At 43.5% G+C, this 21,298-nt stretch carries 16 protein-coding genes, 1 tRNA gene and 1 pseudogene; 5 read left to right on the top strand and 13 right to left on the bottom strand.

The window, feature by feature from the left end; genetic code table 11:
- Nucleotides 1-35 precede the first annotated feature (35 nt).
- Nucleotides 36-108: transfer RNA gene (locus tag C7460_RS12865), tRNA-Met, on the bottom strand.
- Between the two features lie 239 nt (nucleotides 109-347).
- On the opposite strand from C7460_RS12865, the gene C7460_RS24380 reads away from it, so the two are divergent.
- Nucleotides 348-473, top strand: coding sequence for a hypothetical protein (locus C7460_RS24380; protein ID WP_262511852.1), 126 nt, complete (start codon nucleotides 348-350; stop codon nucleotides 471-473).
- Here C7460_RS24380 and C7460_RS12860 read toward each other — a convergent pair.
- The 6 genes from C7460_RS12860 to C7460_RS12835 form a co-directional block, all read right to left on the bottom strand.
- Nucleotides 470-1,774 carry a TolC family protein gene (locus C7460_RS12860; protein ID WP_115868516.1) on the bottom strand — a complete coding sequence of 435 codons (1,305 nt, stop codon included), beginning with the start codon at nucleotides 1,772-1,774 and terminating at the stop codon, nucleotides 470-472. The two genes, C7460_RS24380 and C7460_RS12860, sit on opposite strands and share 4 nt — an antisense overlap.
- Nucleotides 1,771-4,830, bottom strand: coding sequence for an efflux RND transporter permease subunit (locus tag C7460_RS12855; RefSeq protein WP_115868515.1), 3,060 nt, complete (start codon nucleotides 4,828-4,830; stop codon nucleotides 1,771-1,773). Before C7460_RS12855 ends, C7460_RS12860 begins: the two co-directional genes overlap by 4 nt.
- Nucleotides 4,831-4,836: 6 nt before the next feature.
- Nucleotides 4,837-5,898, bottom strand: coding sequence for an efflux RND transporter periplasmic adaptor subunit (locus C7460_RS12850; RefSeq protein ID WP_115868514.1), 1,062 nt, complete (start codon nucleotides 5,896-5,898; stop codon nucleotides 4,837-4,839).
- Nucleotides 5,899-6,237: 339 nt separating this feature from the next.
- Complete coding sequence (locus C7460_RS12845) at nucleotides 6,238-8,487, bottom strand: ammonium transporter (protein WP_115868513.1); 2,250 nt, start codon at nucleotides 8,485-8,487, stop codon at nucleotides 6,238-6,240.
- 209 nt (nucleotides 8,488-8,696) lie between these two features.
- Nucleotides 8,697-10,223: a hypothetical protein gene (locus C7460_RS12840; RefSeq protein ID WP_115868512.1), complete on the bottom strand. Its 1,527-nt coding sequence runs from the start codon at nucleotides 10,221-10,223 to the stop codon at nucleotides 8,697-8,699.
- Between the two features lie 24 nt (nucleotides 10,224-10,247).
- Nucleotides 10,248-10,568 (bottom strand): tetratricopeptide repeat protein, encoded by a 321-nt coding sequence (locus tag C7460_RS12835; protein WP_115868511.1) that lies wholly within the window; start codon nucleotides 10,566-10,568, stop codon nucleotides 10,248-10,250.
- A gap of 68 nt (nucleotides 10,569-10,636) precedes the next feature.
- Between C7460_RS12835 and C7460_RS12830 the strand changes: the two genes are divergently transcribed.
- The 4 genes and pseudogenes from C7460_RS12830 to C7460_RS12815 all read left to right on the top strand — a co-directional run bounded on the left by C7460_RS12830 (nucleotide 10,637) and on the right by C7460_RS12815 (nucleotide 14,225).
- Nucleotides 10,637-11,374, top strand: coding sequence for an electron transfer flavoprotein subunit beta/FixA family protein (locus C7460_RS12830; RefSeq protein WP_115868510.1), 738 nt, complete (start codon nucleotides 10,637-10,639; stop codon nucleotides 11,372-11,374).
- Between the two features lies 1 nt (nucleotide 11,375).
- Entirely contained in the window at nucleotides 11,376-12,332 is a 957-nt protein-coding gene (locus C7460_RS12825; RefSeq protein WP_115868509.1) for an electron transfer flavoprotein subunit alpha/FixB family protein, read from the top strand.
- Complete coding sequence (locus tag C7460_RS12820) at nucleotides 12,332-12,928, top strand: bifunctional nuclease family protein (RefSeq protein ID WP_115868508.1); 597 nt, start codon at nucleotides 12,332-12,334, stop codon at nucleotides 12,926-12,928. Before C7460_RS12825 ends, C7460_RS12820 begins: the two co-directional genes overlap by 1 nt.
- Before the next feature lie 11 nt (nucleotides 12,929-12,939).
- Nucleotides 12,940-14,225 (top strand): annotated as a pseudogene (locus tag C7460_RS12815) (NupC/NupG family nucleoside CNT transporter).
- 21 nt (nucleotides 14,226-14,246) lie between these two features.
- Here the strand turns inward: C7460_RS12815 and C7460_RS12810 are convergent.
- The 6 genes from C7460_RS12810 to fbaA form a co-directional block, all read right to left on the bottom strand.
- A complete protein-coding gene (locus C7460_RS12810; RefSeq protein ID WP_115868507.1) occupies nucleotides 14,247-15,257 on the bottom strand; it encodes a Gfo/Idh/MocA family protein in 1,011 nt (336 codons plus the stop codon).
- A gap of 5 nt (nucleotides 15,258-15,262) precedes the next feature.
- Nucleotides 15,263-15,631 (bottom strand): methylglyoxal synthase, encoded by a 369-nt coding sequence (locus C7460_RS12805; RefSeq protein ID WP_115868506.1) that lies wholly within the window; start codon nucleotides 15,629-15,631, stop codon nucleotides 15,263-15,265.
- Between the two features lie 147 nt (nucleotides 15,632-15,778).
- Nucleotides 15,779-16,666: a 3-hydroxybutyryl-CoA dehydrogenase gene (locus C7460_RS12800; RefSeq protein WP_115868505.1), complete on the bottom strand. Its 888-nt coding sequence runs from the start codon at nucleotides 16,664-16,666 to the stop codon at nucleotides 15,779-15,781.
- A gap of 11 nt (nucleotides 16,667-16,677) precedes the next feature.
- On the bottom strand, nucleotides 16,678-18,183 hold the full coding sequence (locus tag C7460_RS12795) for an alpha-amylase family glycosyl hydrolase (RefSeq protein ID WP_170148003.1): 1,506 nt from the start codon (nucleotides 18,181-18,183) through the stop codon (nucleotides 16,678-16,680).
- 98 nt (nucleotides 18,184-18,281) lie between these two features.
- Entirely contained in the window at nucleotides 18,282-20,099 is a 1,818-nt protein-coding gene (locus tag C7460_RS12790; protein WP_221409518.1) for an alpha-amylase family protein, read from the bottom strand.
- Nucleotides 20,100-20,227: 128 nt separating this feature from the next.
- Nucleotides 20,228-21,292: a class II fructose-bisphosphate aldolase gene (gene fbaA, locus C7460_RS12785; RefSeq protein ID WP_115868503.1), complete on the bottom strand. Its 1,065-nt coding sequence runs from the start codon at nucleotides 21,290-21,292 to the stop codon at nucleotides 20,228-20,230.
- Between the last annotated feature and the right edge of the window lie 6 nt (nucleotides 21,293-21,298).

Raw genomic sequence — 21,298 nt, 5'->3', positions numbered from 1 at the left:
AAAAAGGTCAGCAGAAATGCTGACCTTTTTTATAGTAGCGGGAGCAGGACTCGAACCTGCGACCTTCGGGTTATGAGCCCGACGAGCTACCAACTGCTCCATCCCGCGATGTGATTTGTTCCGCAAACTTGCAACAAGATTACTTGATTTCATAACTTTCAAGCTGTTTTCTGATCGTTTTCAGAGCGCCTTGCTGCGTTGTGGACTGCAAAAGTAGGAAAGACTTTTGCATTACCAAAGGGTTGTGAAAATTATTTTAAGAAATCTTTACTTTACAACAATGCACTCGTGAAAAACGTTGTTTAAGTACCTTCCAAAACGACTTTTTAGGCTACAATTAATGCTCAATGAAAATACAACTCACTCCGGATCAGCTCAAAGTACTTTCTGCAGCAGCTGAAAGGGTAGGACTTAAGCTCAATGAATACATTACACGCATCATTGTGGAGCATCTGGAGAAAAGGTTTGATTAGTCCAGTAGTTGTCCGCTAAGCCTCATAAGTTCCACCTCAGCCATGTTAGCGGTGTGGATTGCTTCCAGGTATCTCACTTCAGCGCTGATTGCGTTTCGCTGTGCCTCACGAATTTCCAGGGCATTCGATTTTCCTACTCGATACCTCTCCAGTGCTATACTTTCGTTTTCCCTTGCCACTTCCAGATTCTGTTCTTCAAGGGTGATGAGTTGCAGGGCATTTTGGAAGGTGAGGTAGGCTGTTCGCAATGAGGAAATGATCTGAGTCTCAGCTTCGTGATAGGTGATCTCAGATCGCTCCAGATTTACTCTTGCATTTTGAATTTGTCTTCGTTGATTCCATCCATCAAAGACGGTCATATTAGCAGAAAGTCCATAGGATAGACCTGTAGCCTGGTTGCCGCGCAAAACACCCACTTCGTTTTGTTGGTTGGAATAGTTGTACCCAAGATTAAATACCAGCTTTGGCCAAACATCTTGCCTAAATTCCTTTACTGCCAAATAGTTTGTGTGGGATTGACTTTTAAGGAATTGAAGGTTTGGATTGAGGTTTAGCGAATTCTCCTGGAGAGATTCGAGACTCAAAGAAGCGTTTGGAGTGTAGTTGTACTCAAGGTTTACAGAAGAGTCTGGGGCTACCGTTCCCAGCATTTGCCAAAGCTGCAATTTTTGAGCGATAATCATTTCTTGTTGTTTTACAAGGGCAGATTTGTCAGTATTGAGGTCCACTTGCGCCTGCAGATACTCCATTTTACTAGCCTTACCTACATCATACTTTTGCTTGCTAATCTTTACACGTTCTTCGGATACTTTGAGCGAGCTCTTCATGAGTTCGAGTCGTTCTTCCTCTAGCGAAGTGGAAAAATAAGCTTTAATGACGTCTGCGAGGGTGGTCTCAATTCGTGATTTCAGTGCAAGTTTGTTGGTGCTCTCTAAGGCACCTAACTTGTCTTTGGTGGTAAACATTTTCATGCCATCAAAAAGTGTCCACTCCATATCTATACCAGCACTATAGCTAGTGCTTTTGGCGCCATCTCTACTCTGAGTTACAGGGCCATCACCAAACTCAAGCGTTTGTTCAGTATTTCTAATGCTTTGATTGGCACCTCCGCTTAGTGCAACAGTGGGCAGCATGCCTGCATTTCCTGCGGAATTATTGTTCTTTGCAACCTCCAGGTTCTTGCGTTCAAGTCTGATTTGGTAATTGTTTTCCAAAGCAGTGGCCAAAGCATCTTGCAGAGTGAATGTGCTGTCTGGCTGTGGATAGGCCAGTGCTGTCAGTATGGTTAGTGTCTTGATCATACGCGTGCTAAACGTTTTTCTTTGCTCGTTAAAAAAGTATAAATCGCAGGTATTACAAAAAGACTCAGGAATGTAGCGATGACCATTCCTCCAATAACAGAAATCCCCATAGATACGCGGCTTTCGGCTCCGGCACCCAAAGCCAATGCGATAGGTAGAATGCCGAGAATCGTTGACAAGCTGGTCATCAAAATAGGTCTAAAACGCATTTTTGCCGCCCCTTTTATGGCTTCCATCACACTCAGGTCCTGAGCCTTGCGTTGGTTGGCAAACTCTACAATCAATATACCGTTTTTGGTCACCAGACCGATCAGCATGATCATTCCAATCTGTGAAAATATGTTGAGTGTTTCATTGAAATACCAAAGCGTAAGTAAGGCACCACTCAGCGCCAGAGGCACTGTAAACATGATAATGAGTGGGTCTCTGAAACTTTCAAATTGCGCTGCCAGTACGAGGTAGATGAGTATTAGTGCCAATGCAAAGGCAAAATACAAGTTGCTGGAGCTTTGTTGAAACTCAAGTGAGGTACCGGATAGTGCTGTTTGAAAACGATCATCCAATACTTCATCAGCGATAAGGTTCATTTGTTCCAGGCCTTGCCCCAGGGAAACACCTTCAGCCAGACGTGCCGAGACCGTAGCGGACGTGAATCTATTGTAATGAAACAACTGGGGAGGAGTGGAGCGTTCTTCCAGAGAGAGTAGGTTGTCTAGCTGTACTAGATCTCCACTTTTCGATTTTACATAAATCGATTTGAGGTCAAGAGGCTCGTCACGGTCTTCGCGTGCCAGCTGCCCGATGACATAGTATTGTTTGCCATTCATAATGAAATAGCCAAACCGTGTGCCACTGAGACTTAGCTGTAGAGTTTGCGCAATGTCGCGTACCGAAACACCCATGCTTTGAGCCTTCTCACGATCAATTCTGACGCCCAATTCAGGTTTGTTAAACTTCAGGTTGAGATCTACAAAGCTAAATGCCTCATTGCCGTTTGCTTTTTCCAGAAAACCAGGTAACACTTCTTTAAGTTGTTCGAGGTTTCTTGCCTGAATCACAAAGCTTACAGGCATGCCACCAAAGCTTCTGCCGATCGATTCGGGCTCAGATACAAATGCTCTGGCTTTTGTGTTGGCAGCTACTTTTGGTTGTATGCTTTGTACTATTTCATGTTGGGAGCGCTCCCTGTCTGCCGCATCAGTAAGTTTTACAATAATAAAGGCGGCGTTGGTGGCTGCAGAAGATGAAAAACCAGGGGATGTAATGGTGATGATGCTTTTGGCTTCAGGTACATTGTCCTGCAGCATTTGGGTCATTTCCGTAGCATAGTCATCCATATAATCGAAGGTGGCCCCTTCTGGCCCCGTGGCAAAGATCCTAAATTGTCCACGGTCTTCTAGAGGAGAGAGCTCGGTAGGCAAAACTTGCATAAAGAGGTAAATCAGTCCACTGGCCACGACAATGATAATTCCCGAAACCCACCGATTGGCCATGAAGCTGTCCAATGCTCGATTGTATTTTTCATTGAGCCACACGAAAAATGGTTCAGTTTTTTCATAAATCCGCTGTTTCTTTTCCCGGCGTTTTAGCATTTTGCTAGATAGCATAGGCGTCAGTGTAAGCGCTACAAATGATGAAATAACTACCGCTACTGCAACGGTTATTCCGAATTCACGAAACAGCCTACCTGTAAGGCCCTGAAGGAAAACAATTGGAAAGAATACAGACGTAAGTGCCACTGTGGTGGAAATCACAGCAAAAAATATCTCATGGGTTCCTTTTTTGCCCGCTTCATTCGGCTCCATGCCATTTTCAATTTTGGAATAGATGTTTTCCAAAACAACAATGGCATCATCTACTACCAGTCCTATAGCCAATACAATTCCCAACAGGGTGAGCACATTGATAGAGAAGCCCAGTAGGTACATCGCAAAGAATGAACCGATGAGGGCAATTGGAACGGTAATAACGGGTATAAAGGTGGTTCGCCAATCCCTTAGAAAAAAGAAAATGATGAGTACGACCAGGCCAAATGCAACAAAAATTGTCTGCTGTACTTCGGTGATCGATTCTTTGATGTATTCGGTGTTATCAAAGGCGATTTCTGTTGAAATGTCCTCTGGGAGGTTCTTACGCAGGGTTTCGAGGCGTTTATAGAATTCTTCAGCTATCTCCAGGTTATTCGATCCTGGCTGTGGCACTATGGCGTTGAGCACTAGTGGTATCCCATTGTTGCGCAGTGCCGTACGTTCGTTTTCTGGGTAAAACTCCGCATGACCTATGTCTCTAAACCGGATAATGTCATTGGCAGACTCTCGAATAATCAAATCATTAAACTCTTCCGGGGAACTTAGCCTGCCGAATGTTCGAACTGTAAGTTCTGTGGTGTTTCCTTCGATTCGTCCAGAGGGTAGCTCGATGTTTTGTTGCTCTACAGCCGTGAGTACGTCCAAAGGAGTGAGGCTAAATGCTGCTAGCTTGTCGGGATCCATCCACAGCCGAATAGAGTATTTTTTTTCACCCCAAATTCTAACTTCACTAACGCCTGGAATGGTTTGAAACGTTTCCTTAAACAAGTCATCAGCAATTTCGCTTAATTCCAGCAGGTTGCGCTTTTCGCTAAAAATGCGGAGAGCAATGATGGGATTAGAATCTGCATCTGCTTTGGTGACAATAGGAGGGTCCGCATCCGGAGGTAAGTTCCTTAAAGCGCGAGAAACCTTGTCACGCACATCATTGGCTGCGGCTTCCAGGTCCATTTCCAGGTTGAATTCCACGGTGATGGTGCTGCGACCATCGGCACTAATGGAGGAAAGGGTTTTTATACCATCAATTCCATTAATGGACTCCTCTAGTGGTTCTGTAATTTGAGTCTCGATCACGTCTGCACTAGCGCCAGTATAGCTCGTAGAAACGGTGATTACCGGAGGGTCTACACTGGGATACTCTCTTACACCGAGATAATTGAAGCCTATAACTCCAAAAAGCATAATGATGATAGACATCACTATCGCCAAAACCGGTCGATCAATACTTATGTTGGATAAACTCGCCATGATAAGTTACTTCAGGTTTACGTTGACTTCTGCTCCGGGCTGAATTTGCAAAATACCTGTGGTGATTACGGTTTCCCCTGATTTTAGCCCATCAGTGACCTGTATGTTGTCATTTCTGCGTATTCCGGTTTTGACAGACCTACTTTCTACCTTGCCGTTTTTATAAATAAAAATCTTTTTACCGTTAAGCTCTGGTATCACAGCTTGCGTAGGAATCATCAAAGCATTCTCTATGGTTTCGAGTGTAAGTTCTATTCGCGCAAACTGCCCCGGATACAATTTGCCACCGCCATTAGGTGCTTTTGCCCGTACACGAATGCTACGGGTTTCCATATCTATTTGTGGCTCTATGGCATAGATCTCTCCTTTGAAGGGTTCGTCATACGCGTCCACCGTAAAGGAGATTTTGTCTCCAATGTTTACCAGGCTGATGTACTTACTTGGTACAGAAAAATCAATTTTGATAGGGTCAGTTTTGTAAAGCTCTGCTACCCGAGTGCCAGGGGTGAGGTAAGTGCCGGAAGATACATCTCTCAGACCCACATGTCCATTGAATGGAGCATAAATATGATGTTTAGCAAGCTGAGCTTCGAGTACTTTTATTTCTGAGCGTGAAGTGTTGAGTGTGGTAAGAGAAGTTTCGTATTCCTCTTGACTGATCGCTTCTTTTTTAAGAAGTGCCTGCTGCCTTCTTTCCATGTCTTCATTGAGTTTCAATGAATAGCGGAGCTTTTCAAGTTGTGCTCGTACTTCCTGGTCATTTAGTTTTAACAGTAAGTCACCTTTTTTGACTTTCTGACCTTCAGTAAAATATATGGATTCAATTTTGCCTGAAACTTCTGCGCTCAGTATTACAGATTCATCAGGGACTAGAGTGCCCGTAATTTTCACCTGATGGTCAAGTTGTTCTTTTGTTACCTGCACGGCATCCACCGTGAGTTTGCTCTTTGGAGTCGATTGGTTTGTAGGTGACTCGTTATCATTCTTTGGTAGCTTGGGATAAATAATGATCCCCACTACCACCACTGCAATGAGTGTGTAGAGGATTTTTTTGCCAGTCTTGTTCATAGTAGATGTCTTTCTATACTCCGTTTTTTGCCGATTGTTTCAAAAAATAAAGACGCAGGTAAGAAAAACCGATGTACAAACATACATCGTGCCAAAACTTGGCTCAACAATACATGAACCTAAAAAAAAGAATGCTTATGTTGAAATGGTAAGGAATTGTGGTTAATACGGGTTCAAAATACCCAATAAGCGGTATAGAAATTGTAGGTATTTATAAGCTTATTTGTAATGTTCAACGTTGAGCGGTTGAACATCAGGTTTTAGCTCTTTGGAGAGCTGAAACCGAATGGCAGTTAATCTAAAAGGCGGGAAAGTCCCGCCTTTTAGTTTTCAAAATAGTTATGGTTTGATACCAATTAGTAGAACGTCTTCACTTTGGCTTTCTTCACCTTTCCAGTCTTCTAAAGCGTTTTCATAGGTCAGCTTTTGTTCCAGCATGGATTTTCCACCATTCTTTTCCAATAGCACTCTGAGTTTGGTGTTTGCAAATCGTTTTCCGTTAGGGTTTAGTTGATTTGCCAATCCTGAGGTCGCCAGGTAGAAAGAATCTCCTTTGTTGAAGTCTATTTTGACTCGTTCAAACTCTTTTACCGGTATGGACGGATCTCCGAGAGGAATGTCTATGTTTTTGTATTCTTCCAGGTTTTCATCCAGCTTTTTCACAAACAGTTTAACACCCTGTCCACTACCAGTGTAGTAGGCTTTCCTGCGGTTTGTGTCCACCAGTAGTACGCCCATTTCCACACCTATTTTACCATGGTCGGTGGCTTTGGAGTGTTTGAGGGCCAGATGAAATTTGGCGTCTAGCAAGGCTAGTATTTTTTCTGGGGGCAAAATCTTTTTCATGCCCACGATTTCATTGAGTTGAGAAATGGCCATAGCAGAAACAAAGGCGCTAGAAATGGTAGGATCCAGGGCTGAAGCAGCGATGATAATGTTATAGCCTTTTTCTTTTCCGTGCCAGTAAAAGTCTCTTGCTACACTTTCTTTGGCCCGCATCATCACGAAGGAGTCTGGAAAAACAGAAACGATGTTATGCTCTTCGCCGAGCAAAACATCCTGTAAGTTTCCTATCACCTCCATGTTTTCTTGCAATATCGATAGTTCGATCAAGCTATTTTGTGCGTTTACCTCATCTCGCTGCTGTTCTATTACACCCGCCAAATACCTGATGGCACTGGCCGTAGGTAGTACGTTTCCATTATCATCGAGGTATTGTACACTGTCTTTTTTGATCAGGTCTAATCGTGTCTCACGTGGTAGATTGAGGTATTCTTCTACTTTAAATAAGTTGTAAGAGCGATCGCCGACCCTCACTGATACCTGGCTAACTTCCTCTTCAGGTGAGTTATCGCCTTCATTTTCTGCTGTGGCGGTTTCAAAAACTGCTCCCGATTTCTCTGCTTCGGGAGACAACCTCAAGCCGATTGTGGATTTGACCAAAACAAAAATGAAATAGGATATACCTACTGTGAAAACCATGCAGACAAAAATACCTAAGGTTTGGACGCCTAGTTGTACCCATCTGGAATGCACAAGCATTTCTTCATTTCCAAAAAGCGCAACGCATAGTGTGCCGAAAATACCACCAAACCCATGTACTGGTATAGCCCCAACCGGGTCATCTAATTTCCATTTCTCACTGATGAGAATATATGAGTAATTGTGCAGCACACCTGCGAGCAAACCGATAACGATACTGCTTATAGGAGATACTACATTACAGCAAGCTGTGATAGCTACCAGTCCGGTGAGTGACCCACCGATTACTTTTTCAATCAGGTCTTTGTTCTTCTGTACGAACTTCGCATGTAGATAAGCACTGAAACAGGCTCCGGCCGCTGCCAGGTTAGTATTGAGAATGATCAAAGGGACACTTTGGTCAAAAGCTAATACACTACCGCCATTGAATCCCCACCAGCCTAGCCACAAGATCATCAGGCCAAGAACACTGTAGGCATAGTCAGATGCCTTTACAGGCTGAATGACCCCTTTGGCTGTAAACCTCCCCAGTCTAGGCCCTACCATCCAAATACCAACAATACCTACCCATGCACCCACGGAGTGCACCACGGTAGAGCCTGCAAAATCCATAAACCCGAGTTTTGCTAGCCAGGGCTCATTCGTTTCTATTAACAGGTTGCCCCAAGCCCAATGCCCGAAAACAGGGTATACAATCACTGCCGTGAAAAGTGAAGCAATGAAGTAGGGGCCAAGTGCAGTTCGCCCGGACATAGCTCCGGAAACTATAGTGAGTGCTGTACCTGCAAATGCTAGCTGGAAAATAAAGAAAACCAACGGGTAGCCTTCGTCAAGTCCGAATCCGGCAAAGAAACTGGCACCAAAGAATCCACCGGCAGACTCACCAAACATAATTCCAAATCCGATGATAAAAAAGGCAAGACTACCAGCCACCCAGTCCATAAGGTTTTTGATGCCGATTCCTGATCGGTGTTCTTCTTTTACCAGTCCGGTTTCCAAAACCTTAAATCCTGCCTGCATAAAAAAGACCAACGCAGCTGAGATTAAAATCCATAGAATGTTGGAAGTACTGAAAGAGTCTTGTGATTGAATGTAGAAGTTGTCCATGAAAAATTGTGGTTGATGTAAATCAATCACAATTTAATGAACACTTATGTATATTGAAAATAACACAAAAAATCAACTGATTTATTGTAAAAAAATCAAAATAAATTCAAGTAAGTGAAAATAACACCAAATGAGCTTAAGATCTTTTTGAGTTATTGCTAAAAAAGTAATGCCAATTCAATAATGTTAGATATTCTGAAGTGAAACAATTAATTGGTAAAATATTTGGTCAAAACCTTTTTCCAACCATCGTTTAAGTTTGTCTGTTCAGATCCGAAATATAATTTCATATATTCTTGAAAGCTTCTAGACTCTTCATAGTCATACACCTGAACCCAAGGGCCGAAATTATTTACAGTTATTTCATCTTCATACTTGGGGTTGAATAAGTTATCCGCGGTGATCGACGGAGACAATTCGAGGATTTCAGCAGGTATCGTAGGGAATTTATGTGATTTATTTGTGATCTGAGAGTGACACCTCCAATACCTGGATTTTAAGTTCACAACAGGCTTGGAGGTGGATATTAGACTAGATACCGAAATCACTTGGAAGTCTCCCTCACCATCTATGGATGCACTCACTTGATGGTTTTTGATCTCCATATTGATATCATTTACCGAATGGTCAAGAGCAGGTGTGGTTGGGCTCCCCTCATAATTATACGTAAACCCTTTGTCTTGGTCTTCATACTGTATGTGAACACTGCTTAAAAGGTAGTCTGAAATGTTATTAGGCGTAACCAATTTTAAATGACTTCCATTGTTTATCAACTCTTGATGGAACATGGGCTGGGGCTCGTAGCTAAAGTAATTGGATGATGATTCATGCGAATACGTTAATCGAATATTGTTGTCGGAAAATCCATAGTTTGTATTTAGTGGAAGATCCATCACCTTGGAGTAAATGAGATCATTTTCAGTGATTTCGATATCTTCATTGATCACTGAGCTATCAATTAAATAGAACGCTGATCCTTTCTCTTCACTTTGAAGGGAAACCAAAATTTTTTCATTTTCAGATATTGTTATTGTTGAACCAAAGGAGCCAGTAAATATTCTGTCAGCATGTATAAGCCCATAACCTGAAGGATAAGAGGTCACACTATATCTAAATGTATGTCTTTTGGGCCAATTGATGTAAACCTTGGAATTGACATCTTGATATGAATTTATCCAAAATTCTCCTTCTAGTCCGTATTGAATTTCATGAACATTGAAAACGGAATCATTAAACTCTTCGGGACGAGACATTGTCATCAGACTGCCATCATTGGCCGATATTGACATATAGGATACGACATTATTTGATTCATCCGTGACAAATACACCCTGGAACTTCCCAAACATAAAATCATCTACAGGTGAGTTGGATTGAACTTTAATTAGTGTGTTTTCAATTTGAACTCTCAAATTGGTGGTTGCGGTCTCGACTCCATCCACAAACGAAATTGCCTTTAGTTCATAGTTTCCATCTAAAAAGTCTCTCACACGGATTTCACTAGAGAATGGGGGTGAGGTCGATTCAGCTACCAATTCATCGTTCAAATAATATTGAATACTTGACGTTCGGCTGTTCCAGCCGCGTACTTCAACTACTGGCGTGTTCCAGATTTTCTGTTCATCAATAATGTTGACAAAACTCAACTCAGATGATATTTCCTCGAATTTTTCTCCGATACAAGATGTTGCGATCACGATTATCGCGAATGCTATAAGTGTAAGCCAGTTTTTCATAGATGGTGGTTTTGTACAAACCTACTAATTCTCAAATTGAAAATTAAGGTATGCCGATTGCAATTCTTTCAAAGAATGAGCATCCTTTTGATTTTTCGCCTGATCAATACCTCGTTTGTAGATATCCTCAGCAATATCGAATTCATCCAGCTCCGCAAACAGCGCTGCTGCATGGTAGTAGGTCCCCAAATAATCAGGATGTTTTTCGAGTAATTCCTCAAACAATTGACGGCTAATTGTCTTATTATCCTTAAGGTGTTCTAATGCCAAAGCATATTTTGGAAAAGGGTCATTTGGGTCCTCCTCGATGAATTTTTTGAGTTGATTGATGCGATCCTGGTTCATCTTTATTATTGATAATATTTGCTAACTTCGAAACCTCAATATTAACCTTAAAATATCAAGAAAAGAGAATGAAAATACTCGTTTGCATTACGCATGTTCCTGATACCACGTCAAAGATTTCGTTTACCGACGGAAATACGAAGTTTGACAAAACAGGTGTGCAGTACATCATTGGCCCCTATGATGACTATGCGCTCGCAAGAGCGGTCGAACTAAAGGAACAACACGGAGGATCTATCACGGTCCTGAACGTAGGAGAGGCAGAAACTGAGCCTACTATAAGAAAAGCACTGGCGATAGGAGCGGATGAGGCAATCCGTGTGAATGCCTTTCCAAGCGATGCTTTTTTTGTAGCTAAACAAATCGCTAGTGTTGCTAAAGAAGGAGCTTATGACCTCATATTGATGGGGCGTGAATCAATAGACTTTAACGGAGGGCAGGTACATAGTATGGTAGGGGAGCTTATGGGCTTGCCTTCAGTATCGCCTGTAATGGTCCTGGATATTGAGGGCTCTACCGCCAAAATCCAACGTGAAATAGAAGGTGGTAAGGAGTTTATGGAGCTAGATATGCCATTTATTGCTGGCTGTCAGGAACCAATTGCTGAATGGAAAATCCCAAATATGCGGGGAATCATGTCTGCACGATCTAAACCACTCCAGGTGGTAGATCCTACCGATGATGGAGTGCAGGCTGATGTGGAGGTATTTGAACTTCCACCGGCTAAGGAAGCTGTGAAGCTTGTAGATCCAGAAAACCTGGACGAATTGGTAAACCTATTGAAGAACGAAGCAAAAGTATTGTAAAATGGCAGCATTAGCATTTGTAGAACTAGAAGAAGGACAAGCGAAGAAGTCTTCCCTTGAGGCAGTTAGCTATGCCTCAGAAGTGGAAGGTAGTGTAACTGCGATTTCATTTGGCCAAATGGCTGATGGAGAGCTTGATAAAATTGGTGCAGCAGGAGCGAGTAAAGTACTGCACGTTACCGATGAGAAGTTAGCTACTCCTAACATCATGGCGTATGCGTCTGCTATCTCCGAAGCGATGAACAAGGAGGGGAGTAACCTACTGGTGCTGGCTAAGTCCTCACTGGGAGATCCTGTGGCAGCTCGAGTGGCCATCAAGACCAATGCGGCAATGGCTACTAATGTCACTGAATTGCCAGATACGAGTGATGGATTTAAAGTGAAGTGTAGCATCTATACAGGAAAAGCATTTGCTATCACCAGGTTAAGTTCAGAAAAGAAAATTCTTGGGCTAAAGAAAAATGCCATCTCTATCAAAGAAGATGGGGGCACAGCAGAAGTAGAAGCGTTTAGCCCGGCTACAGACGATGGTGATTTTAAAGTACAGGTTACCAATAGAGAAAAAGCTACTGGTGAAATACTTTTGCCCGAAGCGGATTTGGTGGTGTCAGGAGGTCGTGGACTAAAAGGCCCCGAAAACTGGGGAATGATAGAGGAGTTAGCCAAGGCCATCGGTGCCGCTACAGGTTGTAGTAAGCCGGTTTCTGATATGGAATGGCGCCCTCATCACGAACACGTGGGACAAACTGGTGTAAAAGTTAGCCCATCTTTATACATTGCGGTCGGAATTTCTGGCGCAATCCAACACCTGGCCGGTGTGAACTCATCTAAATGCATTTTAGTGATCAATAAGGATGAAGAAGCACCGTTTTTTAAGGCCGCTGATTATGGTGTAGTAGGTGATGCATTTGAAATTGTACCAAAACTAACTGAAGCAATAAAGGCACAACAAGGTTAATGGCTGATAAAATCAAATTAGAAATATTAGGACTCTCTTCGAGTCAATCACAGTCTGGATCATTTGCACTGGTATTGGGAGAAGTCGGCGCCAACCGTCGACTTCCCATTATTATAGGGATGTTCGAAGCACAGGCGATCGCTATAGAGATTGAAAAAATCACTCCAAACAGGCCCATGACTCATGACCTGTTTAAGTCGTTTGCGTTTAATATGGGCTATGATATCAAAGAGATATACATTTCTGATTTGAAAGAAGGGGTGTTTTTTGCCAAGATTAAGTGTGAGTTTAACGGTGAGGAATTTGATGTAGATGCGAGACCTTCAGATGCAATTGCTATTGGCTTGCGTTTTGATGTGGACATCTATACCAATGAAAGCATTCTGACCGAAGCGGGAATCGTAATGACGGATGAAGACGATGATGTGTCAGAACCGCAACCCAAAACTACCAGGTCTGGCAAGCCTGAGCCAGTGGCTAAGAAACTGGAAGATTTACCTTCCGATCAACTAAATAAAATGCTTGACGAAGCCCTTGCCAAAGAAGACTATGAGCGAGCGGCCAAGATCCGTGATGAGATCAACAAGCGCAATTAACAAGTAATTTGATGGATGTATTAAGGGCTGCCTTTGGTTTGCTATTCCTCATAGGCGTGGCCTATTTGTTTTCACTCAAGCGAAAGTCTGTGGACTGGCGTCTTGTGCTTACCGGCATCACGTTGCAAGTGGTGTTTGGTGTTTTGATTACACAGATTGAATTGGTAAGACAGGCGTTCAACTGGGTAAGTAAGCAGTTTGTAGTGCTGTTGGGTTTTTCTGGAGATGGTGCACGCTTCTTGTTCGGAAACTTGTTAGACACCGAAAGCCTGGGATTTATATTTGCCCTACAGGTACTACCTACAGTTATCTTCTTTTCTACATTGACCTCAGGGTTGTATTATTTGGGAGTGCTGCAGTGGATAGTAAAGGGTATCGCCTGGGTGATGGCTCGTACTATGAAGCTATCTGGAGCAGAATCACTCTCTGCAGCTGGCAATATATTCTTAGGACAAACAGAGGCGCCACTGCTGGTAAGGCCGTTTGTGCCTAAAATGACCAGATCGGAGCTAATGTGTCTCATGACAGGAGGGATGGCTACTATAGCAGGAGGCGTACTCGCCGGATATGTTGCTTTTTTGGGTGGGACAGATCCCGTAGAGCAGGAAAAATTCGCAGCTTATTTGCTCAGTGCATCGATAATGAATGCACCAGCGGCTATCGTGATGGCTAAAATCATGCTGCCGGAGTTGCATAAGGATGACATCAATACTGACCTCAAAGTAGCCGCTGATACGATGGGTGTCAATCTTGTAGATGCGCTGGCACGAGGCGCCTCAGAAGGTCTGAAGTTGGCAATGAATATTGGAGCGATGCTCCTGGCGTTTATTGCTTTAATAGCAGCTATTAACTATGTACTGATGGCTGTAGGTGATCTTACAGGACTCAACTCGGCCATTGTAGCGAGCACAAATGGTAGCTTTGATGGGTTTTCATTAGAGTATATTTTGGGGCAGATATTTAGGGTATTTGCATTCGTCATAGGTGTGGACTGGCAAGAATCTTTGCAGGTAGGTAGTTTACTTGGACAAAAGTAGTGGTTAATGAATTTGTGGCGTATCTGGGATTATCCGAATTTGTGGCCGAAGGCGCGCTCAATGAAAAGTCTGTGGTAATTGCCACTTATGCCTTGTGTGGGTTTGCCAACTTTAGCTCTATTGCTATTCAGATAGGTGGCATAGGAGGGATGGCACCTTCCCGGCAGGGAGATATTTCCAGGTTGGGAATGCGGGCGCTATTTGCGGCCACATTAGCAACTATGATGACAGCAGCTATCGCTGGAGCGCTGATGGCGTAAAATACGATATGGAATAAGGAGCTAAGGTACCTGAATATTGATCCAGGTGCCTTTTTTGTTTGATTCGAAGATGGCTTCTATGATCCTGCAATGGTCGCGAGCGTCTTCCAGAGTCACCGGCTCACTTGTGTTTTCCAGAATAGCTCTGCAAAAGTCTTCAGCTTGAAGTTGGTACTGATCAGAAGGAGGAAGCAGTTCTTCTACCTCATTTTTTCTCAGAATATCAGCACTATTGACACGCAACACGGTCGGCTGATCCGTAGGTGCATTGAAAGGAATCATGATTTCCAATTCTTTTTCAGTACCCAGAACATGTACGCGCTGGTAGGCTGCAGCCTGAGTACTTACTGCGAACTGAGCTTTAATTCCAGAGGAAAATTCCATTTGTACCGTAGAGAGCACGTCAGTGCCAAATTGCTCATCTATCTGTAGACTTGCAATCACTCGGGTAGGGCTTTCGCCAAACAAGTAACGACTAGTCATTACCGGGTAACACCCAATGTCCCACATAGCACCTCCGCCATAATTAGCAATGTTTCGAATGTTTTGTGGGTCTGCATTAAAATAAGAAAACGTGCCTTGATACAGCCGAATTCCTCCCAATAAGCCAGAATCAATGATGGCTTTAGCACGTTGCCACTGCGGGTGGCTTTTTACCATGAAAGCTTCGCCAACTTTTACATTGTATTTGTTGCGTAGCTTGATGAGATGTTCAGCATCCTGTACAGTAAGCAGCAAGGGCTTTTCACAGAGCACATGTTTTCCTGCTTCTATTGCTTTGGCGGTCCACTCCACATGAAGATGATTGGGAAGTGGGTTATAGATAACATCTATTTCCGGGTCTGAGAGCAATGCTTCATAGGAGTCATAAGCAACCGGAATATTGAGCTCTTCAGCCACCTTGCCTGCCTTTTCCAGGTTACGGGAAGCAATGGCTCTAACGGCTAAATCATCACTTTTGAGAAGTCCTGGAATGACTTTCTCCACCGCTATTTTTGCAGTGCTCAAGATGCCCCAATTCAGCTTTTGCATGTCAGTTAGATTCTTTTGAGTAAGGTGTCCATCATAAGTCTGGCCGCTGCAGGGTTGGTAGCCAATGGAATATCGTGAACATCGCAGATTCTCATAAGCATCTGTACATCAGGCTCATGCGGGTGTTTGTCTAACGGATCTCTAAAAAAGATGACCATGTCCAGTTTCTTTTCGGCTGCCTCTGCGGCAATTTGTGCATCACCACCTAGTGGACCTGACAGGTATCGCAGCACTTTTAGTCCGGCTTTCTCTACATGTGAGCCCGTAGTGCCTGTTGATACCAGTTCTATTTTTTCTAGATATTCTTTGTACTTCAGTAGGAAGGCCACCATTTCAGCCTTTTTGCCATCGTGTGCGATGATTGCTATTCTCATAAAAAAATGTTCGGTTTGAAAATTATTCCCTCCGAATTTAAGAAGACCTGACTATCTAAGTGGTACTAAGTCAGAAAAAATAGAGAGAATTTCAGCAAGTGGCACACGGTAAAGAGGCGGGCAGTCCTGCCCGCCTTCTGTATAGGACTATTTAAATTGTGGACTTACCACTAAATCTTTGGAACCCGGTGTGTATTTGTAAAATCCTTCACCCGTCTTTACTCCTTTGAAACCTGCTGTCACCATGTTGACCAAAAGGGGGCATGGAGCATATTTAGGGTTTCCAAACCCATCATGGAGGACATGTAGGATGGAAAGACATACGTCCAATCCGATGAAATCGGCTAGTTGCAATGGCCCCATAGGGTGTGCCATTCCGAGTTTCATAACTGTATCTATTTCCTCTACGCCTGCTACGCCTTCAAATAGACTATAAATAGCCTCATTGATCATAGGCATTAAGATGCGGTTAGCTACAAAGCCTGGGTAATCGTTAACTTCTACGGGTACTTTTTGAAGTTTCTTCGATGTTTCCATTACCAACCTGGTGGTCTCGTCAGTAGTAGCATACCCTCGAATTACTTCTACTAGTTTCATGACAGGTACAGGATTCATGAAGTGCATCCCGATCACCTTTTCAGGTCGTTTGGTGACAGCTGCAATTTTCGTGATAGAAATAGAGGAAGTATTGGTTGACAAGATGGCCTGATCCGGTGCGTGGGCATCCATAGTCTCGAAGATCTGTTTTTTGATCTCAAAATTTTCTGTTGCTGCTTCCACTACCAGGTCGGCGTTTTTTACACCTTCGCTAATATCCGTGTAGGTGGATATATTGTTAAGTGTTGTGGTTTTATCATCCTCAGTGATTTTCTCTTTCGCTAACTGCCTGTCCAGGTTTTTGCCTATGGTGGCCAGTGCACGCTGTAGAGCGTCTTGTGAGATGTCAATCAATGCTACCTGATAGCCGTGCTGAGCAAATATATGAGCTATGCCGTTGCCCATGGTGCCAGATCCGATTACTGAAATGTTGTTCATTGGGTGTAAATCTATTTTTGGGGTTTTGAGATAAATATTATGGATTCATAAGGAGGCAAAACTACTGTTTCTCCTTCGAGTTTGGAGTCTTTAGTCACAAAAACCATGTCACCCGGAGCTTTGACGATCGATTTGGACTGACCACTGAGGTTGTGATAGACATGTGCCAATTCTGTTCCGTACTCTCTTACATACGCTAGCACCTCATCGTCCTTTAGGTCTATTGATGCCAGGCCACCGTGCCGGAGGGCTTCGGACTGATTTCTAATTTGAATAAGCCTCCGGTAGTGATGGTACATGGAGCTAGTGTTAGACCTCTGCTGATTCACAGAAGGTGTTGTGCCGTTGATGTTGTATATTGGCGTCATCCATCGAGTTCTACACCCATCGTTTTCTTCATCATCCCAGAGCATTGGTTCCCGAATTTGCTCGTCTGGTTTCATCCCGCGCATTCCAATTTCCTCTCCATAGTAGATATATGGAATACCCGGAAATGTCAGTAAAATAGCCGGGGCCAGCTTTCCTTTTTGCTCGTTTTCCAAAAATGACATCACTCTGTTTTGGTCATGATTGGTGAGAAAAGTCGCATTGATGAAATTGGGGTTGTTACGGGTAAAGGCCTCCATACTGGCTAAAAATAAAGATATTGGAGATTGATTTTCTAGTAATCTCCACGCATTTTTATGGATAGTAGCACCTACGAGCCGTTCATTTTTCACACTTTCCATGATGGAAAATGAAAGATCAAAATTGAACAATGAAGTGAATCCTCCAGCAAAGGGTGCCTGCGTGGGAAGATCAGCCCATACTTCACCTACGAGATAAACATCCCGTTTGTATGACTCCATGGTAGATTTAAATTCTTTCCAAAAAGCGTGATTGTCTTTGGCGCGATGGTCTGGGTAAATGTGCTTGGCCGCATCTAAGCGAAACCCATCAACACCAATCTCAGTGAGCCAGTATTTTCCCACCTTATAGATTTCTTCTCGTACGCGAGGATTGTCATAATTGAGGTCTGGCATACCACTCCAAAAGAAGCCAAAATACATTTCATCTTGCCCTTGTACTGCGTTCCATTGGTGGGTGTTGTCACTGTCGCCAGTGATTTCTTTTACCAGATTGTCTTCCGCTTTGATTTCGGCTTCACTAGCCCATACAAAAAAGTCTCTGAATTCGCTTTCCGGATCTAGTGCTGACCTAAACCAGGGATGAAGGTGCGAGCAATGGTTAATAACCAGGTCGATGACAATCTTAATGTCACGCTGATGTGCTTCTTTTAGCAAACGCTGAAAGTCTTCTATCGTGCCATAATCGGGATGGATACTGTAGTAATCTGTAACATCATATTTGTGATAAGAGGGAGAAGGATGTATTGGAGTCAGCCAAATGGCTCCAACGCCAAGGTCTGCCAGGTAGTCCAGTTTGCTGGTTACACCGTTGAGATCTCCAATGCCGTCTCCATTGCTGTCACAAAATGACTGTACAAAAATTTCATATACTACTCGATCTTGCCACATTTCTACTGTTGTTGGTTTGGAGCTTTCTTCACCAATCGGCCTACATTGGCTACAAGTGGCCATGAGGCAAAGACTATAAACCAGTTGTTTCAACCAGTTCATTCGCTTAGTTCAAAAATTTGGTAATTCATGGCGGGAACTTTCACGATGAGCTCACTATCCTGTTGAGAATCCAATGTGGTCTCACGGCTAAAAGCATGTTTACCATCAATTTTGATTTGATTCGTAGTGATGCCAAACGTCTCCCAGGCAGCTTGCGGGATTTTGATAGATGCTTGTTGCTCGTTTTGATCAAAGTTTACGACAATCAACAGCACCTGATCCGGTGTATGCCTCACAAAGGCATATACGTAATCGGAGTAACCGGTGTAGTGTTCATTTCGGTTGTAATAGTGTAGGTCATAGAAACCCCCACTGCGCAGTGCAGGGAGTTCATTGCAAGCCTTTAAGATTTTGGAATATGCTACTCTCAATGAACGCTGAGCGTCACTCAGCTGACCACCATCATAGGCACCATTGTTTACCCACTTGACGTGCTCTGGCACTCCCCAGTAATCAAAGATGGTGGTGCGTCCGTCATCACCACTAAATCCAGACGCTCCAGCTCCAGGTTCGCCCACCTCTTGTCCAAAATACATCATAACTGGTCCCTTGTGCATAAAAGCTGAAACGGCCATCATTGGTATCCCTTTGGAGGCATCTCCGGCAAAATCAGGACTTGCAATGCGCTGCTCGTCATGGTTTTCCAGGAATCGGAGCATCTGATCTCCTATACCTTCCTGCCGCTGCCAGATGCCGGTAATAGCATCGGAGTTGGCATGCCCTCTAATGATGTTTTTGAGCGTGTCATACATTTCTACTTTATCGTAGAGGTAGTCAAATCCACCTGTGTGTATGTAGGTGCGGTAGGCATTGGGGTTGTAGATTTCTGCTGTAAAGCTTATTTCCGGGTACTCACTTTTCACTTCTTTAATCACCCATTCCCAAAACTGAACAGGAACCATCTCGGCCATGTCACACCGAAAGCCATCTACACCTTTAGCAGCCCAGTACGTCAATATATTCTTCATTTTCAGCCAGGTGTCAGGTGTCTTGTAAAAGTAATTGACACGCCCTCCATCCTGATAGTCTACTCCATAGTTGAGTTTTACTGTTTCGAACCAATCATGTACTGAAGGTTGAGCGCTGAATACATCGTTGCCTGTAGCCTTAGCTGGGGTTTCATCAAACTTACCGTCTTTGGTAGGGTGAGGGTGGGGACCTAGTGACTCGTAAGCTTCGGGTACCTCAAAGGATTTGCCTGGTAAATAATAGAAGTTGTTGTCGGGAGCAAAGCGTACGGAATTGTCATCGTCCTCCCCAAAATCAATCACATCTTCAGGCTTTGCATCTGAGTAATAAGATCTGGCAACATGATTGGGGACAAAATCAATGATCACTTTAAGTCCTGCCTGGTGTGTTCGTTTTACCAGACTTTCAAATTCCGCCATACGGTTCGTGACATCATTTGCCAGGTCTGGATTCACATCATAGTAGTCCTTGATCGCGTAAGGAGAACCTGCACGGCCTTTCACCACATCAGCATCATCCAGAGAAATTCCATAATCGGTATAGTCGGTAAGTAGTGCGTGCTCTATGACTCCTGTGTACCACACATGGGTTATGCCCATGGCCTTTATTTCGTCTAAAGCCTTCGAGGAGATATCATCAAATTTCCCAACGCCATTTTCCTCGAGCGTGCCCCAGGGTGTGTTAGTCGTGTTGGTGTTTCCAAAAAGACGGGTGAATATCTGATAGACTATCGGGCGATTGGGAGATTCCATAGAGGTGGATTCAGTAGTAGTTTGTTCTTGAGTTTTTGTAGAGCAGGCCATGATCATACAGGCCATAAAGGCAATAATTGTAAGGTTTTTCATACTTCTCTATATAGGACATTGGAAGCCTAAATTACGTAAAGAAGGAGCTTTTGCAAACCTTGCTCTATGAAAAAGAAAAAGCCATTCTAACCTGTTAGAATGGCTTTTTTGTAATACAAACGATTGAATTAAGCGTTTGTGTTGATATTGTTCAAATCTTCGAAAGCAAGCTTTAGTCGCTCTACAAAAGACTTTTCTGCTTCTCTGAGCCACACACGTGGATCGTAGAATTTTTTGTTTGGTACATCGTCTCCATCAGGGTTGCCGATTTGCTCTTGCAGGTAGCCTTCTTTGGCCTGATAGTAATTCTTTACACCATCCCAGAATGCCCACTGCAAATCTGTATCAATGTTCATTTTGATCGCTCCGTAAGAGATGGCTTCACGGATTTCCTCGCGTGTTGATCCAGATCCTCCGTGGAATACGAAGTTCACTGGATTGTGGCCAGTTCCAAATTTTTCCTGAATGAACTCCTGAGAGTTTTTCAAAATTTTAGGAGTAAGCTTTACGTTTCCTGGCTTGTATACACCATGTACGTTACCAAAAGCAGCAGCTATTGTGAAATCTGGACTGATTTTCATGAGTTCTTCGTAGCAGTAAGCCACTTCCTCCGGTTGCGTATAAAGACGGCTGTTGTCAATGTCTGTGTTGTCTACACCATCTTCTTCACCGCCAGTTACACCAAGTTCTATTTCCAGGGTCATTCCCATTTTAGCCATGCGCTCAAAATACTTCACGCAAGTGCCAATGTTTTCTTCGATAGGCTCCTCGGAGAGGTCAATCATGTGTGAGCTAAAAAGTGGAGCTCCGGTTTCTTCGAAGTGCTTTTCGTTTGCTTCGATCATGCCATCTACCCAAGGGAGCAATTTACGAGCTGCATGATCCGTGTGTAGAATTACTGAAACTCCATATTGCTCTGCGAGCTGATGCACGTGCTTGGCACCGGCTACAGCACCGGCCACAGCCGCTTTTTGGCCGTCATTGCTTAAACCTTTACCAGCGATGAAAGCTGCACCTCCATTGGAGAATTGCACGATGACAGGGGCTTTTACGTCTCTTGCAGTCTCCAAAACAGCATTTATTGAGTTAGTGCCGATTGTGTTTACAGCCGGAAGCGCAAATCCGTTTTCATTAGCGTAATTGAGCAGTTCGGTTGCTTCTTTTCCAGTAAGTACACCAGGTCTGAATTTCATAAGTAA

The organism is Marinoscillum furvescens DSM 4134, from assembly GCF_003386095.1.
Lineage (GTDB): Bacteria > Bacteroidota > Bacteroidia > Cytophagales > Cyclobacteriaceae > Marinoscillum > Marinoscillum furvescens.
This window is presented reverse-complemented; position numbering and strand designations above follow the sequence as displayed.

Bases quoted from the DNA above. Each gene is read 5' to 3' on its own strand.
- C7460_RS12825 (WP_115868509.1), top strand. From the start codon at position 11,376: ATGGCAGCATTAGCATTTGTAGAACTAGAAGAAGGACAAGCGAAGAAG.
- C7460_RS12810 (WP_115868507.1), bottom strand. From the start codon at position 15,257: ATGCAAAAGCTGAATTGGGGCATCTTGAGCACTGCAAAAATAGCGGTG.
- C7460_RS12830 (WP_115868510.1), top strand. From the start codon at position 10,637: ATGAAAATACTCGTTTGCATTACGCATGTTCCTGATACCACGTCAAAG.
- C7460_RS12855 (WP_115868515.1), bottom strand. From the start codon at position 4,830: ATGGCGAGTTTATCCAACATAAGTATTGATCGACCGGTTTTGGCGATA.
- C7460_RS12800 (WP_115868505.1), bottom strand. From the start codon at position 16,666: ATGAACAACATTTCAGTAATCGGATCTGGCACCATGGGCAACGGCATA.
- C7460_RS12860 (WP_115868516.1), bottom strand. From the start codon at position 1,774: ATGATCAAGACACTAACCATACTGACAGCACTGGCCTATCCACAGCCA.
- C7460_RS12835 (WP_115868511.1), bottom strand. From the start codon at position 10,568: ATGAACCAGGATCGCATCAATCAACTCAAAAAATTCATCGAGGAGGAC.
- fbaA (WP_115868503.1), bottom strand. From the start codon at position 21,292: ATGAAATTCAGACCTGGTGTACTTACTGGAAAAGAAGCAACCGAACTG.
- C7460_RS12795 (WP_170148003.1), bottom strand. From the start codon at position 18,183: ATGTGGCAAGATCGAGTAGTATATGAAATTTTTGTACAGTCATTTTGT.
- C7460_RS12850 (WP_115868514.1), bottom strand. From the start codon at position 5,898: ATGAACAAGACTGGCAAAAAAATCCTCTACACACTCATTGCAGTGGTG.
- C7460_RS12820 (WP_115868508.1), top strand. From the start codon at position 12,332: ATGGCTGATAAAATCAAATTAGAAATATTAGGACTCTCTTCGAGTCAA.
- C7460_RS12845 (WP_115868513.1), bottom strand. From the start codon at position 8,487: ATGGACAACTTCTACATTCAATCACAAGACTCTTTCAGTACTTCCAAC.
- C7460_RS12840 (WP_115868512.1), bottom strand. From the start codon at position 10,223: ATGAAAAACTGGCTTACACTTATAGCATTCGCGATAATCGTGATCGCA.
- C7460_RS24380 (WP_262511852.1), top strand. From the start codon at position 348: ATGAAAATACAACTCACTCCGGATCAGCTCAAAGTACTTTCTGCAGCA.
- C7460_RS12805 (WP_115868506.1), bottom strand. From the start codon at position 15,631: ATGAGAATAGCAATCATCGCACACGATGGCAAAAAGGCTGAAATGGTG.
- C7460_RS12790 (WP_221409518.1), bottom strand. From the start codon at position 20,099: ATGAAAAACCTTACAATTATTGCCTTTATGGCCTGTATGATCATGGCC.